Origin of the sequence: Trichocoleus sp. AS-A1 (assembly GCF_039962015.1) — a bacterium.
GTDB lineage: Bacteria > Cyanobacteriota > Cyanobacteriia > Cyanobacteriales > FACHB-T130 > FACHB-T130.
On sequence record NZ_JAMPKG010000025.1, the window covers coordinates 60,638 to 79,422 of the forward strand.

Consider the following 18,785-nt stretch of genomic DNA (forward strand, 5'->3'; position numbering starts at 1 on the left):
TTGATGAGCGTCAGTGTTACCGTCCTGATGGTTATTCAAAGTGGAATCTAACTTTAAAAATAGCTAATTTTTGCTAATTTTACCTAAACAAAAGCCGCTCCGCAATGAGCGGCTTTTGTTTGGCTAAAAATGACATGATATTTCTTTAGATAGAAGCGGAAAGTGATTAAATACGTAGCTATTTGTTAAATCAAAAGTTGTAGGTGCGGGTGCCACCCATTCGTTTGTAAAAATCAGCCGAATGGATTTTAAAAGGTGAAAGGGTTCACCATCGGTCGTAGCGTAGCAAAATAAATCATTGCTTCACTCACTTCTGGTATGCGAGTTCTATTTGTTTGTACTGGCAACACCTGTCGCAGCCCGATGGCACAAGCGCTATTTCAGAAAAAGATTCGGGAACTGAGGCAAAGGCAGGAAATCTTAGCCCAAACTGAAGTGCGTTCAGCTGGACTTTATAAATTTAAGGGGATACCCGTTTCGCCCCATACTCTAACGGTATTGGCAGAGTACGGAATTCAATATGACTGCGAACCGCAAGGGTTAAAGCCAGAACTCGTCGAATGGGCAGATTTAGTGCTGACGATGACAAAGTTTCATAAATATATTGCGATCGCGATCTATCCGGAGGCGCTCAACAAGACTTTCACGCTCAAAGAATTTGTAGGAGAACAAAATTCCTTAGATATTAGCGATCCCGTTGGCAAATCTTTATCCAGATATCGCCACTGCGCTCAGGAAATCGACTTGGCACTCAATCTTTTACAGCAGAAGTTAGTCCGCATCTCATCTGAAAGCAGCTTTGGTTCTTTTGCATTCCCCACGCCTCAACCCTTACCCCGCACCCTACCGCTGTTCAGGTGGCTGATTGGACTGATTCGGTTAACTCAGAAAACGCGCACTTGAGACATGACTTCATTTTTGAATATCCTTATGAAGGATTCACTGAGTTCTGGTGGCTGTTAATCTAAATAGATATAGATGTGCTGCGCCGCATTGAATTCGGGCTTCCCATGCAAAAACGATTTAGATAACAATGTTTAACTATTCCACCTTTACCGCAGCATTGGTGCGAGAGACGAAAGCCCGTGAAGATGCGCTACCGCTGATGGATGAAACCCGCGGCTCTCGGTTTTTTCTTTACTCTAATCCTACGGACAAAGTGTGTCTGTTCTTTCATGGGTTTACTGCCACTCCAGAACAATTTGTACCCATAGGAGAAGCTTTCTTTAAGGCAGGCTACAACGTCTTGATTCCTTTGCTCCCTGGGCATGGGATTGCAGGCAATTGGGATGGAGATAACCCTCCTCCGCTTCCCGAAGAACAAGAAGTTTATCAACAGTTTGGGATTTACTGGCTACAACAAGCTCAAGCTTTGGGAAGAAAAGTGGTGGTGGGAGGGCTTTCTGGTGGTAGCACTTTAGCAGCTTGGCTATCCCTAGAACGCGCCGTACAAATTTATCGGGCTTTGTTGTTTGCCCCTTATTTGAGTGGCAGCAATAAAGTAGTCGATTTGTTTGTGCAGGTATTTAATATCTATTTTAAGTGGAAGACTGCACCGGGAGTCGCACATTTTGGTTATGACGGCTTTCTCATGCCATCATTGCGAGTATTTTTAGATATGGGAAAAGATATTTTCGAGCGGGCGGAAACGAGTTACGCTGCGCCCATGTTGATTGTGTCGAGCGAAAGCGATCGCGCAGTCGGCGACGAAGAACATAAAGCTCTGTTTAAAGCCTTACTCCCCCAACAACCCAAGTGCTGGTATCACCGTTTTGACCAAACTCTGAATATTCAGCACAATATGATGACCAAAGCAGAGGGGAATGAATACGCAGACTTAGTCATCGCAGTGGCTAAAGCCTATGTCGAGAGCGATTTAACCTGGGGTGAGGTGGAGGAGATGCGCGATCGCTTGCAGCAGGGTGACTCCTTCCACAGGGTAGTGAATCAACTCCATCTGAGTCAACGGGTTTCTCCCGATCTGTCTACCGTCATGCCATTGCTAGCCCTGGATTAAAAAAAGTCAGATAAAATCTGCCGGGGTGCGCTTTGCAAGCGGCTCCAGCTCCCTCTGGAGCTTGCCTAGAGGGATTGGGTGTTACAGGCGTTGGAGCAAATTTAAGCCGTGGGTATCGGTGCCGCAGGTGCTAAACAAACGATAGGTGGCAGCGAGCTGTTCCACCTCTTTCGTTTCCCTCGGACTGGATTGCCAAGGGCTAGGGTTGTTGTAGGCGTAGTAGGTTTCAACGCCGTCAATGCCTGCCTCAGCGGCAGCAGGGATAAGTTTGGCAGCAGGAAGGCGGTAGCGGGCTGGATGAGCCAACACGGCAAAACCACCCGACTGATGGACGGCGGCAATCACATTGGCAGCGTCAGCATCGCTTCCCTTGGGTGCAGAGCCTTTCAGATATTGCTTCATCGCAGAGTGTTCTGGATCGAAAGCATAGCAAAGGATGTGGACTTCTGTGTTCAGCAGGCTAGAGGTGATTTCGGTGCCGATCCACAAGTGGGGTAAGTGGGCGGAATCAGGATTCGTGTAGGTGTTTTGCAGCCAGTATTGAGCCTCTTTGAAACCGCCAATCGTATGGTGATCGGTGATCGCCAGCCCTTTAAGACCTATCGCGATCGCCTGTTCCATCAACGCACTCGGTGACAAACGACCATCCGAGTAGACGGTGTGCATATGAAAGTTATAGGAGTGCGGACAACTATCAGCCTGAATCGTCTCAAAGACTTGCCTGAGTGCTGTTGTATTCTGGGCTGGTGGCTGAGATGAAGCAGAAGATTGAGCAAGATTGATCGCCATAACCGCCGAGTAGCTGTGCGCGTTCGTTGACAATTGTTAACATATACCCTAACAAAACTAAAGAGGAATTGCGTTGGGACATTCTATGTGTATTCCATGCTGAAAGTCGCCTTTGGCAAAAATTTTCTGCCTAAGTCGGCGACCATTGGCGGGCAGTTTCATTTAAATATTCAGTTTGAAGTTTCTAGCGCCTTAACCGTTCTATTTGGGCCATCTGGCTGTGGCAAGAGTTCGACATTACAAGCGATCGCAGGGTTGTTGCGTCCGGACTGGGGCCGGATTGAAGTGGCGGGAACAATCTTCCTGGATACTAAAGAGCGTTTGAACTTGCCAGCGCACCGGCGAAATGTCGGTTATGTCTTCCAAAACTGCGCCTTATTTGGGCATTTGAACGTAGCGGAAAATATTGGCTTTGCTCTCAACCGCTGGCAACGGCACCGGCGGCAGCAGCGCGTTCGCGAATTGGTAAATTTGTTAGAACTTGAGGATTTGGTACATCAACCCGTGCAGAAGATTTCTGGCGGGCAAGCTCAACGAGTAGCGATCGCCCGTGCTTTAGCTCCCTACCCTAAAATTCTGCTTCTTGATGAACCTTTCAGCGCCCTCGATGATGATTTGAGAGCTACTCTTCGTACCGAGTTGAAAACCATTCAACGTCAATTTAACTTGCCGGTTGTCCTGGTGACTCATTCACGAGCCGATGCCCTGGAACTCGCCGATCGTTTAGTAATCTTGGCAGCAGGACAAGTTGTTGCAGTGGGTCAGGCGGAGCATTTGCTCGATTCCCGTTCCTATTCCATTCCGGGGAAATTTCAGTGGGGGTAGAGAAAAGTGATGAGTGATGAGTGTTGAATTAAAAGAATTTTCTTAACTCAACACTCGAAACTCATTAGTCATAAATCTCCTTGGTTGCGGATTTTCCAAGCCATTTCCAGCACTTGAGTCCAGCGCTTTTGTAACTGTTTGGGCGTGCATCCGAGTGTTTGAGCAATCTCCCGCTCGTTGACTTGAGCTTGTTTTAACTGCAATAGCTGCTGCTGTTCCAGAGAAAGTTGATTCCAAAACGCTTCCCACTGCTGAGAAGAGAGTCCCAGCTTTTGGTCGAGATCGGCTCCCAACCATTGATGTACCAGCTTCCAGTTATTTTGACGAGAGAATTTTTCCACATGGTACTTAAAGCGCTGTTGTAAGTAATCGCGCTGACGTGCGGTTAAACCCAGGATTTCGTCAATCTCTGGTGCGGAGAGGTCTTGCAGCTTTAAAACCAGATAATTGACACAGTCCTCTTGACCTTGAGCTTGCAGGTATTCCATCAATTCAGCGACGACGCGATCGCGCAATACCGCTTCCGCCGGGTCAATCGTATCGGCAACCAATTGCGATCGCAGCTGGTGCATCGCCGCTGACCGACTTTGCGTGTCCGCATCTTCACCTCTGGGAAACTCAATCGCCTTCTCAATATCCATGCTCGTCTCAGCAGGCTGGCGGCGAGCAAACCCCTGTGCCCTCAACACAATCAGCTGCTGGCTGGTGCCATTCGGTAAATTAATGCGACGCTTGGCATACTGTTCGCTGAATGCCATATACTCCGCCAGTTCCAGTTGAGTGCGGGGAGTGTAGTCTATTGTCAGCTCGTTTTCCCGCCGGAAAGCTTTGATTGACTCGGCGTAAAACTCTTGCAAGAAGTCCTCAATCAGGTTGTAGCGGGCTTGAAAACCTAACTGAGAGTTGGGCGACACTACATAGCGATAAACCATCGCGCTGAGGTTGCTGTGCAGTTCAACCCGACCCCGCTTAGAACCCAGCCGGTAGTATGACAGACACTTTTGCAACCGATGCCGTCCCAGATTTAACTGCCAAGAGCGAACCTCGCCAGAAGTCTGGATGCGCGGACTCTTGCTGCAAATCCGCTGTACCTCTAGAGCGATCCGGTTAGCGATCGCCTGAACGTGCAATGACGTCGTTTTGATTTCAGTCCGCAATTCCTCTAACAACAGGCCGGTCATCGTTTCCACGTCGATTCCCAACAGTTGCTCGGTCGAGTGGCATAGATTTTCAGAAGATTGGCTGAGAGAATTAATAGTTGTCATGGTGAAAGCCCCTGGTAGCGACAGTATTCAAAGTCAACAAGAGCCACTGAGAACGGTTCAAAAGTTTTGTCTCCCTTCAGGCAGCGCCTGCGATTGACCGTCTCAACTCTCTATATATAGACTGTAGGGGCTGATTGTTAGACACCGGACAGCGGGTGTGTTACTACTCTCAGCTCACTATGGGTCATCTCTACGCTCTCTCCCCATTCCATCTGACCTAAAAGAAGCACTAACCCTTGCTGTATCTGGGCTTGCGCCCCTCAAACTATCGACGCACAAGTGTTGTCGCAAAGCGGTAGGAGCTGGTGTTGAGTGGACAATCCAGGAAGTGGATTGCTGGTAGGGTTATCGTCCGAATTCCCTAGTGCCGAGGCTGTAGTTAATTGTCTTTAGTTCGCAAAGGGATTTTAGATTAGCGATTGGGGATTTTGGATGTAAAAGCTTTAACTCAATCTTTAATCTTTAATCTTTCATCTAAAATCAACTGACCGATGTCGCCCAAGCCGTTGCAGCCTCCCATCCCAGACCGCGCCGGACGATGACAGGTTCCTCATCTGTCAAATCTAAAATTGTGGAAACCCCATCTCCTGGTTCCGAGCCAATGTCCACAATCAGATCGACTAGCTTGTCTAGCTGGTCAAACAATTTTGCCTTCTCCAACCCTAGGGTTGGGGCGTTGCCATTCTCATCCACGAGGTGAGCTGAGGTGGAAATAATCGGATTGCCTAATGCCTGCAACAGCGACTGGCACACTGTATGTTCCGGAACCCGAATACCCGTCGTTTTGCGCTTAGGACTCATCACCAGTTTCGGCACTAATTTGGTGGCGGGTAGCAGAAACGTGTAAGTCCCAGGAATTAAATTCCTCATAATCCGATAAGCGACATCACTGACGATGGCATATTGGGCAATGTTGGACAGAGACGGACACAGGAACGTCAGGGGCTTATCATTAGATAGCTGCTTAAGGAGCCTCACACGCTCCACCGCTGACTTGACATTTAGGTCACAGCCAATCGCGTAGACAGTATCAGTGGGATATAGCATCACAGCGCCTGCTCTTAGGGCACCTACTATTTGTTCTATTCCACGAGTTTGCGGTGTATCAGGATGGATATTGTAGATTGTCGCCATAATGCAGAATCCAGAACTGAGACTACAGAATTCAGAATCCAGAATTTTTCCTGACTCCTGATTACTCCTTATGAACAAGCTAGCGTATCTAGAATGTCCAACAGGAATTGCCGGTGATATGTGCCTGGGGGCACTTGTAGATGCGGGAGTTCCCCTAGATTATTTGATAGAAAAGCTCAAGAGGCTGGGAATTTCCAAAGAATACCAGTTACGAGCCGAACACGTTCACCGGAACGGTCAGCAAGCTACTAAATTTCACGTAGATTTGAGCGATCGCGATCGCACCGATTCAAATCACCACCACGAACATCACCGGCAAAATGGTGGGCATCAGCATCAGCATCAGCATCCCGATGGCGATGGCGATCTCGATGGGGTTCATTCTCATTCCCCGACGCGGCATTTACCAGAAATTGTCCAGTTGATTGCAGAAGCGGAGTTTCCGTTACGAGTACAAGCGTCCAGTTTGGCAGTGTTTCAACGGCTGGCAGACGCAGAAGGAGCGGTTCACGGCATTCCCCCAGAGGAAGTTCATTTTCATGAAGTCGGGGCGACTGATGCCATTGTAGATATTGTCGGCACTTGTCTGGGCTTGGATTGGTTGGGGATTGACGAACTATACTGTTCGGCACTCCCCACTGGTGGCGGGATGGTTAGAGCCGCTCACGGTCAGCTAGCGGTGCCGGTACCGGCTGTATTAAAGTTGTGGGAATCGCGCCAGGTGCCAGTTTATAGTAATGGCATCGATCGGGAACTGGTGACACCGACTGGAGCAGCGATCGCTTGTACGCTTGCCACCGGCTTTGGATCTCCACCCCCCATGACGATCCAGCGGGTTGGAAATGGTGCCGGTTCCCGTCAGTTACCGATTCCCAATATTCTGCGCCTCTGGATTGGTGAGGGTGTGGAGACGCGATTTGCTTCTCAACAAGAGTCGGGATTCCTTCAGCCTTCCGAAAGCCCCTCTTTAGAAATAATTTCGGTGCTGGAAACCCAAATCGATGACTTGAGTCCCCAAGCCATCGGCTATGTGTTTGAGGCACTGTTTAACGCCGGTGCGGTGGATGTCTTCACGCAACCGATTGGGATGAAAAAGTCTCGTCCTGGCATTTTGCTGACGGTTATTTGCCATCCCGAACAGATATCCGCTTGCGAAGCGATCTTATTCCGAGAAACGACGACACTCGGCATCCGGCGTCAGACACAGCAACGCTCAATTTTGCAGCGAGAAATTCAACAGGTTCTGACAGAATATGGCTTCGTTCGCGTCAAGGTTGCCTGGACGGGGCATCCTGACCTGAAAGCAATCGCGAATGTGCAGCCAGAATACGAAGATTGTGCCGAATTAGCGAAGGCAAACAACCTTCCCTGGCGCGAGGTGCATCAACTGGCGCTCAATACCTGGTATCTCCAGAACAGTCGCAATACTTGAATTTGCTGCCAGCAAGACCCAGATGCCTAACTAGATTTCTGGAATTGCCAAACCCATTCCTGTATTACGACTGGTTTGAAAATCACATAAGGAAAATCCTGATGTATCGAATTAAGCAAGTGCCCTTAGCGATCGCGATCGCCATTGCTAGCCTCGTGGCGCTATTGACCATTAGCGGTTTCCTCGGCACTGCTGCGAACTCTCAGCCACCTCAACCAACTTCGGAAATCACTACAACTCAAGGGATAGACCTAGGGCGTTCTTTCCGAGAACTGGGCATTGAAGGGTCAATTGTGGTTTATGACCAAAATAAAAACCAATTCTACGAACATAACGCGCCTCGAAACTCAACGGCATTCTTCCCCGCTTCAACCTTCAAGATTTTCAACGCGCTTGTGGCATTGGAAACAGGGGTGATTCGAGATGAGGTGACTGTTTTAACCTGGGACGGCATTCAACGGAACATCACAGCTTGGAACCGAGACACCAACTTGCGCCAAGGTTTTAAAGACTCAACGGTTTGGTTCTACCAAGTTTTGGCTCGGAAAATTGGGCACGAACGGATGCAGAAATTTATCAATCAAGTCGGCTATGGAAACCGTCAAATTGGGACATCTGAGCAAATCGATCGATTTTGGTTAGATGGCCCTTTAAAAATTACGCCCAAACAAGAGATTGAGTTCCTGCAACGTCTCTATCGCAACGACTTACCCTTTTCCCAACGCAGCTTAGATTTGGTCAAAGATATTATGGTGCGCGAACAAACTCCAGACTATGTGCTGCGCGGAAAGACGGGCTGGACGGACAGTACGACTCCTGGGAATGGCTGGTTTGTGGGATATCTGGAACAGAACAAAAATGTTTATTTCTTTGCCACAAATATGGATATGCGAAATGATAATGATGGCGTCAATCGCATTGAAATTACCCGGCGCAGTCTTAAAGCCTTAGGACTACTTTAAAAACACTAGCAAGTCCTTAAGTTTCTGCTTTCAGATTTTCTTCAAAAATAGTCTCTTAGATGATTTATCGCAATTCTATTTGAGCTGTGAGGCAGCCCTTCAGATCCCGGACTTCTTAAAGAAGTTCGGGATCTCGCCTTCACGAATTATTTAAGACTGCTATATCAGTAGCGTTACTTGCACTCAGCTAACCTTTAGACTCTAAAATAGTCCTCGCTTGATCGAGCCTAGAACCAATCATGACTCTAACCTCCTCAATTAACAACACGACTCGGCTGCAACTCGCCCCTCTAGAAATTCCGACTCGTTTGCTGCTGGGTCCAGGCCCATCCAATGCCCATCCCGCTGTCCTTCAGGCGATGAATACCCCTCCGGTGGGGCACCTCGATCCAGCATTTCTGGCACTGATGGACGAAATCCAGATGTTGCTGCGCTATGTTTGGCAGACAGAAAACCCCCTCACCATTGCAGTCAGCGGGACGGGAACGGCAGCAATGGAAGCAACCATTGCTAACGTCACCGAACCCGGTGATGTGGTTCTAGTGGGCGTTAGCGGGTACTTTGGCAACCGCCTCGTGGATATGGCAGGACGATATGGTGCGGATGTGCGAACGATTACCAAACCTTGGGGGCAAGTGTTCCCCATAGACGAACTCCGAACCGCCTTAGAAACTCATCGCCCAGCGATTCTGGCTTTAGTCCATGCCGAGACCTCCACGGGGGCACGCCAACCGTTGGAAGGAGTCGGCGATCTCTGCCGTGAATTTGACTGTCTGCTATTAGTGGATAGTGTTACCAGTCTGGGGGGCGTCCCCTTGTTTCTGGATGAGTGGAAGGTTGACTTAGCTTATAGCTGTAGCCAGAAAGGGTTAGGTTGTCCTCCCGGTGCTTCGCCGTTTACGATGAGTCCCCGTGCAATTGAGAAATTGCAACAACGTGGCACGAAGGTGGCTAACTGGTATTTAGATATGACGTTGTTGAGTAAGTATTGGGGTAAGGAACGCACCTATCACCACACTGCTCCAATTAACTTGTACTATGCTCTGCGGGAAGCGTTGCGTTTGATTGCAGAAGAAGGAATCGAAAATAGCTGGACGCGCCATCAAAAGAACGTCGAGTATCTCTGGGAAAGTTTAGAAAACTTAGGACTTACTATGCACGTTAAACGAGAGTTTCGCCTGCCAACCCTGACAACAGTTTGCATTCCAGAGGGTGTGGATGGCAAAGCGATCGCGCGTCAGCTGCTCAACGAACACAATATCGAAATTGGGGGCGGACTAGGCGAACTCGCAGGTAAAGTCTGGCGTGTGGGTCTTATGGGATTCAACAGTCGTCCAGAGACTGTGGATCGCCTCCTGGACGCATTGAAACAGGTTTTACCTCATTAGATTGCGAATTTAGGGTGCTAAGAGAAACGCACCCTCCAAAAAGGCGATCGCGCGATCGCCTTTTGTCCCAGTTCTGTCTGTCGTGATTATGCACTTAGAGGATGTTTTAAAAGTCTCCTTGACCGACTTTGACTAGCTCAACTACTGAGGGTTTACTACGGTAGATTGAGCATTTGAGGCTACTTATTCTCCTACTAAGGTAGCTTTCAGAACTTAAGTTGACCCTTTTAAAACATCCTCTTAGGAAGCAATCTTTCAAAATCATCAAATTGACAAGGAAGCTTTGGGAACTCTGGAAGCATTGCAGGCTAGAAAGAAATAGGAGTCACCCAAATGAAAAAAACACGCAAACGTCGTCGAACAAACGCTAGAGTAGCAAGTTTAGCTGGCAGACAGCTTCGCAATCCATTTGAGACGAATAATTTTGTTGGCTCACTAATTGTTAGCAAATAATCAAAAACTGAATGACGACAATTAGCATTTCGTGGCTAGTTGCTACCAATTGACCGTATTCGCATTCGCCTACCGCCCAATTGTCAATCTCTTGAGCCAAACCATCGCGAGAACGGCTCAAGAAAATAGCAGAGTTGGTTTGACCAAATGGCGGGATGTTTCTTCACGGCACTCATGTCGCCAGCGTCATTTTTGATCAGCCGGGTAGTCCAGTCATGGGGATTGCTCCTAAATGCAAAGGGTTAAGTATGCCCATGTTTCACGACGCTCGCCTCAATCTGCCCCAACTCGATTTAGCTTATACGATGGCGCAAGCCGTCAATGCTGTGGCGTACATCATCAATTAATCTTACTTTTGGATGCTGTTGTAACATCGCAACTACACTGATATTCAGCTATTACCAATAAGTATTCATTGATACGAAGAAACGTTACAATTTCTTGATTAACCTAAATTTATCTATTTCTATAACTTATGACCAGGCAAAAATCTAGGAAACCGTATTCCCCCAACCGCACTTTCTAGCTGGCTTACTTTTCGGGTTGTAGCGCTTGCAAAATCCTCGATACTTGCGGGCGAAGTCGTCCAAGTTGTTGCCCACGCCTCAATTCACCCAAAGGAACCAAACTATGAAACTCCCCAAACAATCTCCTCCCGTCAAAGGTCCCGATTGAATTCAGACGCACGAAGCCGTTGATGTAGTTCACGGCTTCGTAGAGGAGTTGGTAAACGTGCGGATGAAATTGCAGCATGGCGCAAACTACAACGATCCAGCAGCGTTTGAGTATCGCACCTATAACCAACTTAAAACGTCTGGCTGTGGATGCTTTCACGCCTTTGGCGGGGGTGCATTTGTGTAGTTCAATTGCTTCAGTTTTCCGCTTCTATTCACCATAAAAAACTCAATTAAAACGGTTACAGCTATGGCTAAGTCATCCAAACAAAACCAGGAAGCACCCCTTAAGCCTGTTATTGAATATGTACTGACCTTTGATGGTCAAGATGATTGGGTGGAATTGCCTCCAGCAAGTATTCCCTGGGGCAAGGAAATCACTTGTAGTTTTTGGGCTTATGGCGGAGAAGCACTACCGCAAGGGAATTCAGTAATCGAGGTATGGTGTGCGAACAATCAACGAATACTGAATGTCCATTTACCCTGGAGTAACAGTGCGGTTTACTTTGATTGTGGCAATAACGATCCCCATGTTAACAATTTTGATCGGTTGGCGAAGCATATTGACGCGGCTGATTGCAAGGGCAAATGGACACATTGGGCGTTTACCAAAAACGCGACTACCGGGGCGATGAAAATTTATCTCAATGGAAAATTGTGGCATCAGGCAACAAATAGAACGATGCCTATCCCCCCAGCAGCTAAGGCGGGACTGGGTCGCTCCTTGGGTGGTTCGCAATTATTCTATCCAGGTAGACTGGCAGAGGTGCAGTTATGGAGCCGCGAGCGCACCCAGGCAGAGATTCAAGAGAGTATGCCACATCGTCTGAGGGGAGATGAAGCAGGGTTGGTGAGCTATTGGCCGTTGAACGAAGGAGAGGGTGCGATCGCCCATGACAAAACTAGCAATGCTAATCATGGCACCATTCACGGAAATCCTATTTGGGACTCCACTCTGTCGTTGGTTGATGCTACACCCAGCCCATCTGAAGACGAAGAAGCATCCACTTCACCCACCAAAGATCAGAAAATCCTGCTTGAGCCTGTTATTGAATATGTGCTGACCTTTGATGGTCAAGATGATTTCATCACCTGTCCTGAAGGGATTGTCAATAGCTCTTATACCAAGGAAGCCTGGGTGAAGCTCTCTGAACCACTGGCGCAGTACAACAACATCCTTTCTGGGCATGACCATGCCTTATTTATGCCCAATGGCGGATGTCTGGCATCTGGACATAACAAGAAGTGGTGGCTTGTGAAAGATTCTAGCGCCAGCCCAGCTAATACTTGGATTCATGCGGCTGTTACCTATGATAACCAAACACAAATCATGTGTTTGTATCGAGATGGTCATCTCATCAGCCAAGCCAGTAATGTACCACCGTTTACTCCCTCAGACCGCACCCTCACAATTGGGTCTCATTTTTCTGGCTCCTTCTTTAAAGGTCAAATCACGGCAGCCCGTGTTTGGAACAAAGTGCTATCCCAGGCAGAGATTCAAGAGAGTATGCCACGTCGTCTGAGGGGAGATGAAGCAGGGTTGGTGAGCTATTGGCCGTTGAACGAAGGAGAGGGTGCGATCGCCCATGACAAAACTAGCAATGCTAATCATGGCACCATTCACGGAAATCCTATTTGGGACTCCACTCTGTCGCTGGTTGATGCTACACCCAGTCAACCTGAAGAAGCCTCTTCACTTGAAACACCAATCCAAAAAATAGTTAATTCGTTGATTTGGATTGGGATTGTGCTGGGATTGTTTGCACTCTTTTTATCAATATTTTTCCAGAGGGCAGCGCGATGAATTTCAAATTAATAATGCTGTCGGCTTGAGATAGGCTACCGGGCGATTGTTTTCGGCCCAAACTCAAACGCAACACAATGGCAGAGAGTAGAACTGCATTGGGGACAAGTTTTCATCTGAAGCGTCAAAGATAAAATTACTCAGTTGATGCCCAAAGAGGTTTTGCTCTCACGCCTATTTGTATAGTTTGTCCACATCGTTAATGTAGTAGTTACTGGTTACTGCCACTGAGAGGATGTTTTAAAAGGGTCAACTTAAGTTCTGAAAGCTACCTTAGTAGGAGATTAAGTAGCCTCAAATGCTCAATCTACCGTAGTAAACCCTCAGTAGTTGAGCTAGTCAAAGTCGGTCAAGGAGACTTTATAAAACATCCTCTAAGGACTTTTTTAGCTCCTTGACGCTCCGGAACACTACCAGATGTGACCAAGACGCGCAAAACCAACCCTAACAAATCTACCGTCAGATGTCGTTTGCGCCCGTGTATCTGTTTAAGAGCGTCATAACCCACATCTATTGAAATCATTGTTGCTGTTTCTACTGATTGGCACACGAGCAGCAACTTCTGATGGACTAGGTTCCCTTCCGGCGGCGGCCCGAACCCACTGATAAAGTTGATCGTGAATCTTCAACCAAGTACCATCTTGGCTCCATCTCCAGAAATAACCATAGACGGTTGACCAAGCTGGAAAATCACCTGGTAAAGCTCGCCAGGTACAACCCTGACACAGTACATAGAGAATTGCATTGACCACCGCCAACAAAGCTACACTGCGCTTCCATCCACCTGGTTTTACTGACGGAAATAGGTCTGCAATTAATTCCCACTGAACACACGTCAGATTACTAGGATATGCTTTAGTCATTTGCTCACAAGGTGCGGGTATCTACAATATTTCAGCTTAAGCCTTGTGAGCTTTCTTACCGCAGCCTCCCCTTTTAAAACATCCTTTTAGTACCCAGCGTCTAATCAGGCTGTGGCGGCATTTTTATCCCATTTCACTTTATATCTACAACAGCTCCGTCTATTGCCTCCAATTTATCGGGGGATGCAAGGGGGATCTCTGCGTAACTCCTATTATTATTAGAAAGTAGAAAGTGTTGTAGTTGTATGAATTTTCAGCTAAATGCTGATGCCAGATTCATATCCCTTTATCAACACATCTGTAATCCTATTTTGTTTTTTGTTTGCAACATATAGCACGCCGATCTCTTCGCTAGCCTCTGGGCAATTATTGTGAGATAGGATGCCAGAAAGAAGGATAAAAGAGAAAAATGTCACAGCAGCAACTTCAATGGCAAATCCAGTCAACTGTTCAACCACCGGCGGCATTTATTGAGGAAGTCAGACGCCACGCACCAGGATTACCCGGACATTATGCTGCACAGATGTTGTGGCAACGGGGGATTCGCGATATTCAGCAATTGTCGGGGTTTTTAAATTCTCAGTTGTATCACCCGGCAAGTCCCTTTGAATTTGGGCAGGAAATGCAATGGGCTGTAGAACGATTAATAAAAGCCCGTAACGCGGGGGAAAAAGTTTCCATTTGGGGAGATTTTGATGCTGATGGGATTACCGCAACATCGGTTCTCTGGGATGGACTGGGACAGTTTTTTACCCAGCAGCAGCAGCTAGTTTATTACATTCCCAATCGTTTAACCGAGTCTCATGGACTCAATGAACGGGGGATTGAAGCCCTTGCCCAGGATGGAACAAAGCTAATTGTAACTTGCGACACTGGTAGCACAAATCTGAAGGAAATTGAATATGCCCATCAACTAGGGATTGATGTAATTGTCACGGATCACCACACCCTGCCAGAGGAACGTCCAGCGTTGACAGCTATCATCAACCCCCGCTATTTATCCAAAGATCATCCGATGTTTCACCTTTCGGGTGTGGCAGTTGCCTATAAGTTAGTAGAAGCACTTTATGAAACTTTGCCGGATGTTCCCCAACAGCCGTTAGAAGATTTATTGGATTTAGTGGCAATTGGTTTAATTGCCGATTTAGTGCAGTTAAGCGGTGATTGTCGCTACCTGGCACAGCGAGGAATTTCAGTGCTGCAACAGCAAACTAAAAAGCGGAATCGTCCTGGGGTTGCTCGTCTATTAGAATTGTGTCAGAAAAGTGGCGATCGCCCAACGGATATTTCTTTCGGTCTTGGCCCTAGAATTAACGCGGTTAGCCGCATTCAAGGCGATGCTTCTTTCTGTGTGGAGTTACTTACCAGCCGCGATGAGAAGCGCTGTCAGCAATTGGCATTAGAAACAGAATTAGCCAATGCCCGTCGCAAGTCATTGCAAAAAGATGTCGCCGCTGAAGTTAATAAAAAATTAAGCCAGCTGGACTTATCAACGACTAGCGTGATTGTTCTTTGCGATACGCAATGGCCTGTCGGTGTCTTGGGTTTAGTGGCGGGGCAAGTGGCGCAGGAAACAGGGCGTCCTACGATTTTGTTGAGTACAGAGGGCGATTTGAGTGAAAACGCTTTAGCACGCGGTTCCGCCCGTTCTGTGAATCAAGTCGATCTTTACCAGTTGGTGAAAGCGCAAGAACACCTCTTACATCGATTTGGCGGTCATCCCTTCGCTGCTGGGTTGAGTCTCCCAGTTGATAAGATTCCCTTGTTTACAGAAGCTGTTAACCAGCAATTGCGAGCTTCTGTGGGCACTCCAGATGGGACACCTTTAGCGCCGATTGTGCAGGCCGATTTGATGTGTACGGTCAGTGAATTAGGAAGAGATTTATTTTGGGAACTGAAACTATTAGAACCCTGCGGAATGGGCAATCCCACACCGAAATTGCTCATTCAAAATTGCTGGTTTGAGAATACTTGGAATAGTAATACTCAGGACTTAAAAGGCACAAAAGTTCAATATATCAAAACTACTTTTAAAATTCGAGATGACTCTTGCGAAACTGGGTTTTCCGGAATCTGGTGGGGACATTATAAGGAAGAGCTACCCCAAGGTAGATGCGATGCAATTGTCGAGCTTGATTTTAATAGCTACGAAAATCCTAATAAAGGGATTAGACCTCACTATGAAGTGCGGATAATTGCCGTGCGTTCTTTAGAACAGCCGCAGCAGTTAGGCACTCCGAACCAGATAGACTGGATTTTAGACTGTCGTGAGGAGTCCGCACTTGCTACTGCTGCGCTATCAGTTCTGCCAGTTCGAGAGTGCCCCAGTAGCTGGGATGAGCTGCAAGTGTGGTTCAGGCGGGCAATTCAGGCAAATCAAACCCTCGCGATCGCGTATCCTCCCCCAGAACCCGTTCCCCCCAGCCAAATCTGGCTGCAACTGTTAGGAATTGCCAAATACCTCAGTCGCACGGGTCAAGAGGCGACGTATACTCAACTGCACCAAAAGCTGGGAATTAGCGATCGCACTCTCCAACTCGGATTAGAAGCCATCTCTCATCTCGGCTTCCATGTTAAACAACTTGACTGGATGGTTCAAATTACTTGGCATTCCCAGGAAGATGCCGGTCATTCTGATTTAGGGAACGCACAATTACCGAAAGCAGAGACAGCCATTGAACAATTTATCGCAGCAGTTCAAGAAGAACAATTTCGCCAAAGGTACTTCTATGAAATTCCCTTGTCTACCATTCGAGCAATGGCTGCTCAAACTGCCGTTTATTAAAAAATGAGTCGGCGATCGCATTTGTTACGGCTGGGTAAGAGAATGCGATCGCGACTCGCTACTGAATATTCCCCTGGTGTTCGCACTTAAAACCCCGCTGACGCCAATCTTTTATATCTACATCCTTCAGGGGAATTAATTTTGAACATTTAGGCTGATAAACCTGACTCACCATTGCCCACAACAAACTACGAGATAAGTCCAATCCTGTCTTGAAAGAGGATTCTCGATTGCCAGGAATGCCTTGTTCGGGAACAATCTCTGGCTCTACCCAAATGCCTTGAGCGCCCATGAGAATCTGTGCTAGCCACTTAGCTCGTGGTAGATGGGTACCGGAAGTAATTAGTTTGACTTTTTTTACTCCCCATTCGCGTAGAATCGGCACACTATAGTAGAAGTTACCAAAGGTGGAGTCTGCACACTTTTCTAACCAAACTCGCTCTATGGGAGCATTTTCCCGTTGAAAAATTAGCAAAATGCACGGTTCGGGAGAACCTTGAGAAATTAATATGCGGGTTTGCGGGTATTCTTTTGCAAGCTGAGCTACGTATATTTCTCTACGAATACTACCTCCTAAAACCAAATAGGCATCTACTGGACCGGACGCCGCAGAGCGCAAAGTTAGCATAATAGTTAATAACCATGTCCCCAAGATGACGCTAAAGATAGCGATCCCTGGTGTTAGAAGTTGTTGCCATCTTCTGAAACCAGCCCGCCTAGATAAGTTGATGCGATCGCGCACAGTTGAACTACCTCTGCGTTTTCCGGGCATTTTGAGAATTTGAAGGGTATTTAGCCGATGCTTAACACTACTTTAGCTAGCCAAGCGATTTTGTTGTTCTTTTACTCTGGCGGCGATTACACTTAGGTAGACAAAAATTTGCAGGGGAGTCTAGCTAAATTAGACTGTTATCCTTGTTACAGAGACGAATAAGGAGGACACTGGGCGAACTGGCACAAAATTGATGCAGCCTGGTTAATTAACCTGAGTATCTTAGAAATAGTTCGTTTCAGGCGTCACGCGGTATCTACACATTAAACCCCACCCGTTCGAGCCACCGTTCATGAATCCATCCCCAAAAAACTTTTCCTTGCTCCATGTTGCTCTCTTTGGTGGAGCGATCGCTACGACAGCAGCTTTGTCTTTCTTTGGCTCCTCCGTTCGCGCTGCTCTACAGGAAAGTCCAAAATCAGTCGTCGATGAGGCATGGCAAATTGTCAACCGCGAGTATGTTGATGGCACCTTTAATCAGGTGGATTGGCAAGCAAAGCGGCAACAGCTGTTGAACAAAAACTATAATTCCCGTGAAGATGCCTACAAGGCGATTCGGGAAGCATTGGAAACCTTAGGCGATCCCTACACCCGCTTTTTAGATCCTAAACAGTACCAAGCCCTCACCAGTCAAACTTCCGGCGAACTCTCTGGCGTCGGCTTGCGTTTGGAACTGAACGAAAAGACTCAGGTTCTTACCGTCGTAGAACCCATTGAGAATTCCCCAGCAGTGAGAGCGGGACTTCAGACTGGGGACAAGATTTTGACAATTGATGGCAAAGCCACAAAAGGGATGAGTGTGGAAGCCGCCGCTAACCTGATTCGGGGTGAGGTGGGGACGAAAGTAAAGCTTAAGCTGTCACGAGACGGAAAAGGCGACTTTGATGTGACATTGACCAGAGCGCAGATTGAAATAGCAGCCGTCCGTCAGTCGGTCAAGCAGGAAGGCAAGTTGCGCGTTGGCTATATCCGTCTGAATGAATTTAGCGCTCACTCAGCAGAGCAGATGCGCCGCGCTATCCAATCCCTGAATAACGACAAAGTAGATGCTTTTGTATTGGATTTGCGGGGAAATCCGGGTGGATTATTGCACGCGAGTGTGGAAATTGCCCGGATGTGGATGGACAAAGGTGCTATCGTCCGTACCGTAGACCGCAAGGGAGACAACGAAGAATTTGCGACAAATCGCACGGCGCTGACACAGTTGCCTTTGGCTGTGCTGGTAGATGGCAACTCGGCAAGCGCCAGCGAGATTCTCTCAGGTGCGTTGAAGGATAATGGTCGAGCCACAATTATTGGCTCTCAAACCTTTGGCAAAGCGTTAGTGCAGTCGGTACATTCTCTCTCCGATGGTTCGGGTTTAGCGGTCACGATTGCCCACTACTACACTCCCCTAGGAACGGATATCAGCCACAAGGGGGTGACTCCGGATATCAAGATTGACCTGAACGACGATCAGCGAAAGCGTCTGGGGACGAATCCATCACTGGTGGGAACTCAGCAAGATCCCCAATATGCTCGCGCGATCGCAGCTTTAGAAAACACCCGCCTTGCCCAACCCAATAAACCTCAACGGACCCGACCGATTAGCGTCCGGTAAGTAGTAAAGGAAGTGAGGGCTG

General features: G+C 47.7%; 16 protein-coding genes and 1 pseudogene. 11 read left to right on the top strand and 6 right to left on the bottom strand.

Annotated elements, in window-relative coordinates; genetic code table 11:
- The first annotated feature begins 318 nt into the window (after positions 1-318).
- Both NC994_RS18765 and NC994_RS18770 read left to right on the top strand, forming a co-directional pair.
- The gene (locus NC994_RS18765; RefSeq protein WP_190438289.1) at positions 319-903 is read left to right on the top strand and encodes a low molecular weight protein arginine phosphatase; all 585 of its coding nucleotides are present in this window, start codon (positions 319-321) and stop codon (positions 901-903) included.
- Between the two features lie 130 nt (positions 904-1,033).
- Positions 1,034-2,017, top strand: coding sequence for an alpha/beta fold hydrolase (locus NC994_RS18770; RefSeq protein WP_190438291.1), 984 nt, complete (start codon positions 1,034-1,036; stop codon positions 2,015-2,017).
- An 81-nt stretch (positions 2,018-2,098) separates the two neighbouring features.
- Here NC994_RS18770 and NC994_RS18775 read toward each other — a convergent pair whose 3' ends face one another.
- On the bottom strand, positions 2,099-2,806 hold the full coding sequence (locus NC994_RS18775) for a PHP domain-containing protein (protein WP_190438293.1): 708 nt from the start codon (positions 2,804-2,806) through the stop codon (positions 2,099-2,101).
- A 96-nt stretch (positions 2,807-2,902) separates the two neighbouring features.
- On the opposite strand from NC994_RS18775, the gene NC994_RS18780 reads away from it, so the two are divergent.
- Positions 2,903-3,631: an ATP-binding cassette domain-containing protein gene (locus NC994_RS18780; RefSeq protein ID WP_190438298.1), complete on the top strand. Its 729-nt coding sequence runs from the start codon at positions 2,903-2,905 to the stop codon at positions 3,629-3,631.
- A gap of 68 nt (positions 3,632-3,699) precedes the next feature.
- On the opposite strand, the gene NC994_RS18785 is transcribed toward NC994_RS18780, so the two are convergent.
- Both NC994_RS18785 and NC994_RS18790 read right to left on the bottom strand, forming a co-directional pair.
- Entirely contained in the window at positions 3,700-4,896 is a 1,197-nt protein-coding gene (locus NC994_RS18785; RefSeq protein WP_190426837.1) for a HetZ-related protein, read from the bottom strand.
- 480 nt (positions 4,897-5,376) lie between these two features.
- Positions 5,377-6,030, bottom strand: coding sequence for an L-threonylcarbamoyladenylate synthase (locus NC994_RS18790; RefSeq protein ID WP_190414847.1), 654 nt, complete (start codon positions 6,028-6,030; stop codon positions 5,377-5,379).
- Positions 6,031-6,100: 70 nt separating this feature from the next.
- Here NC994_RS18790 and larC point away from each other — a divergent pair, with 70 nt between their 5' ends.
- The 3 genes from larC to NC994_RS18805 all read left to right on the top strand — a co-directional run bounded on the left by larC (position 6,101) and on the right by NC994_RS18805 (position 9,812).
- Positions 6,101-7,462, top strand: coding sequence for a nickel pincer cofactor biosynthesis protein LarC (larC, locus tag NC994_RS18795; protein WP_190438301.1), 1,362 nt, complete (start codon positions 6,101-6,103; stop codon positions 7,460-7,462).
- Between the two features lie 101 nt (positions 7,463-7,563).
- Entirely contained in the window at positions 7,564-8,424 is an 861-nt protein-coding gene (gene blaOXA / locus NC994_RS18800; protein ID WP_190424923.1) for a class D beta-lactamase, read from the top strand.
- A 239-nt stretch (positions 8,425-8,663) separates the two neighbouring features.
- Positions 8,664-9,812 (top strand): alanine--glyoxylate aminotransferase family protein, encoded by a 1,149-nt coding sequence (locus NC994_RS18805; RefSeq protein WP_190438304.1) that lies wholly within the window; start codon positions 8,664-8,666, stop codon positions 9,810-9,812.
- Between the two features lie 442 nt (positions 9,813-10,254).
- Here the strand turns inward: NC994_RS18805 and NC994_RS18810 are convergent, their stop codons facing one another.
- Positions 10,255-10,386, bottom strand: coding sequence for a hypothetical protein (locus tag NC994_RS18810; protein ID WP_277877651.1), 132 nt, complete (start codon positions 10,384-10,386; stop codon positions 10,255-10,257).
- Positions 10,387-10,420: 34 nt separating this feature from the next.
- On the opposite strand from NC994_RS18810, the gene NC994_RS18815 reads away from it, so the two are divergent.
- The 3 genes from NC994_RS18815 (at position 10,421) to NC994_RS18825 (ending at position 12,743) form a co-directional block, all read left to right on the top strand.
- Entirely contained in the window at positions 10,421-10,612 is a 192-nt protein-coding gene (locus NC994_RS18815; protein ID WP_190414843.1) for a hypothetical protein, read from the top strand.
- 328 nt (positions 10,613-10,940) lie between these two features.
- Positions 10,941-11,126 carry a cyanobactin biosynthesis system PatB/AcyB/McaB family protein gene (locus NC994_RS18820; protein ID WP_339380792.1) on the top strand — a complete coding sequence of 62 codons (186 nt, stop codon included), beginning with the start codon at positions 10,941-10,943 and terminating at the stop codon, positions 11,124-11,126.
- A 63-nt stretch (positions 11,127-11,189) separates the two neighbouring features.
- Positions 11,190-12,743: a LamG domain-containing protein gene (locus NC994_RS18825; protein ID WP_190430426.1), complete on the top strand. Its 1,554-nt coding sequence runs from the start codon at positions 11,190-11,192 to the stop codon at positions 12,741-12,743.
- A 376-nt stretch (positions 12,744-13,119) separates the two neighbouring features.
- Here NC994_RS18825 and NC994_RS18830 read toward each other — a convergent pair.
- Positions 13,120-13,606, bottom strand: a pseudogene (locus NC994_RS18830) (IS5 family transposase); the annotation flags it as partial.
- A 409-nt stretch (positions 13,607-14,015) separates the two neighbouring features.
- Between NC994_RS18830 and recJ the strand changes: the two are divergent.
- A complete protein-coding gene (gene recJ / locus NC994_RS18835) occupies positions 14,016-16,391 on the top strand; it encodes a single-stranded-DNA-specific exonuclease RecJ (RefSeq protein WP_190438306.1) in 2,376 nt (791 codons plus the stop codon).
- A gap of 58 nt (positions 16,392-16,449) precedes the next feature.
- Here the strand turns inward: recJ and NC994_RS18840 are convergent, their stop codons facing one another.
- Positions 16,450-17,163 (bottom strand): YdcF family protein, encoded by a 714-nt coding sequence (locus tag NC994_RS18840; RefSeq protein ID WP_190438309.1) that lies wholly within the window; start codon positions 17,161-17,163, stop codon positions 16,450-16,452.
- Positions 17,164-17,455: 292 nt separating this feature from the next.
- On the opposite strand from NC994_RS18840, the gene ctpB reads away from it, so the two are divergent.
- The gene (gene ctpB, locus NC994_RS18845) at positions 17,456-18,763 is read left to right on the top strand and encodes a carboxyl-terminal processing protease CtpB (RefSeq protein ID WP_190414839.1); all 1,308 of its coding nucleotides are present in this window, start codon (positions 17,456-17,458) and stop codon (positions 18,761-18,763) included.
- Positions 18,764-18,785 lie beyond the last annotated feature (22 nt).

Coding starts and splice junctions, on each gene's coding strand:
- NC994_RS18780 (WP_190438298.1), top strand. CDS start 2,903: ATGCTGAAAGTCGCCTTTGGCAAAAATTTTCTGCCTAAGTCGGCGACC.
- larC (WP_190438301.1), top strand. CDS start 6,101: ATGAACAAGCTAGCGTATCTAGAATGTCCAACAGGAATTGCCGGTGAT.
- NC994_RS18815 (WP_190414843.1), top strand. CDS start 10,421: ATGTTTCTTCACGGCACTCATGTCGCCAGCGTCATTTTTGATCAGCCG.
- blaOXA (WP_190424923.1), top strand. CDS start 7,564: ATGTATCGAATTAAGCAAGTGCCCTTAGCGATCGCGATCGCCATTGCT.
- NC994_RS18825 (WP_190430426.1), top strand. CDS start 11,190: ATGGCTAAGTCATCCAAACAAAACCAGGAAGCACCCCTTAAGCCTGTT.
- NC994_RS18790 (WP_190414847.1), bottom strand. CDS start 6,030: ATGGCGACAATCTACAATATCCATCCTGATACACCGCAAACTCGTGGA.
- recJ (WP_190438306.1), top strand. CDS start 14,016: ATGTCACAGCAGCAACTTCAATGGCAAATCCAGTCAACTGTTCAACCA.
- NC994_RS18775 (WP_190438293.1), bottom strand. CDS start 2,806: ATGGCGATCAATCTTGCTCAATCTTCTGCTTCATCTCAGCCACCAGCC.
- NC994_RS18805 (WP_190438304.1), top strand. CDS start 8,664: ATGACTCTAACCTCCTCAATTAACAACACGACTCGGCTGCAACTCGCC.
- NC994_RS18785 (WP_190426837.1), bottom strand. CDS start 4,896: ATGACAACTATTAATTCTCTCAGCCAATCTTCTGAAAATCTATGCCAC.
- NC994_RS18770 (WP_190438291.1), top strand. CDS start 1,034: ATGTTTAACTATTCCACCTTTACCGCAGCATTGGTGCGAGAGACGAAA.
- NC994_RS18840 (WP_190438309.1), bottom strand. CDS start 17,163: ATGCCCGGAAAACGCAGAGGTAGTTCAACTGTGCGCGATCGCATCAAC.
- ctpB (WP_190414839.1), top strand. CDS start 17,456: ATGAATCCATCCCCAAAAAACTTTTCCTTGCTCCATGTTGCTCTCTTT.
- NC994_RS18765 (WP_190438289.1), top strand. CDS start 319: ATGCGAGTTCTATTTGTTTGTACTGGCAACACCTGTCGCAGCCCGATG.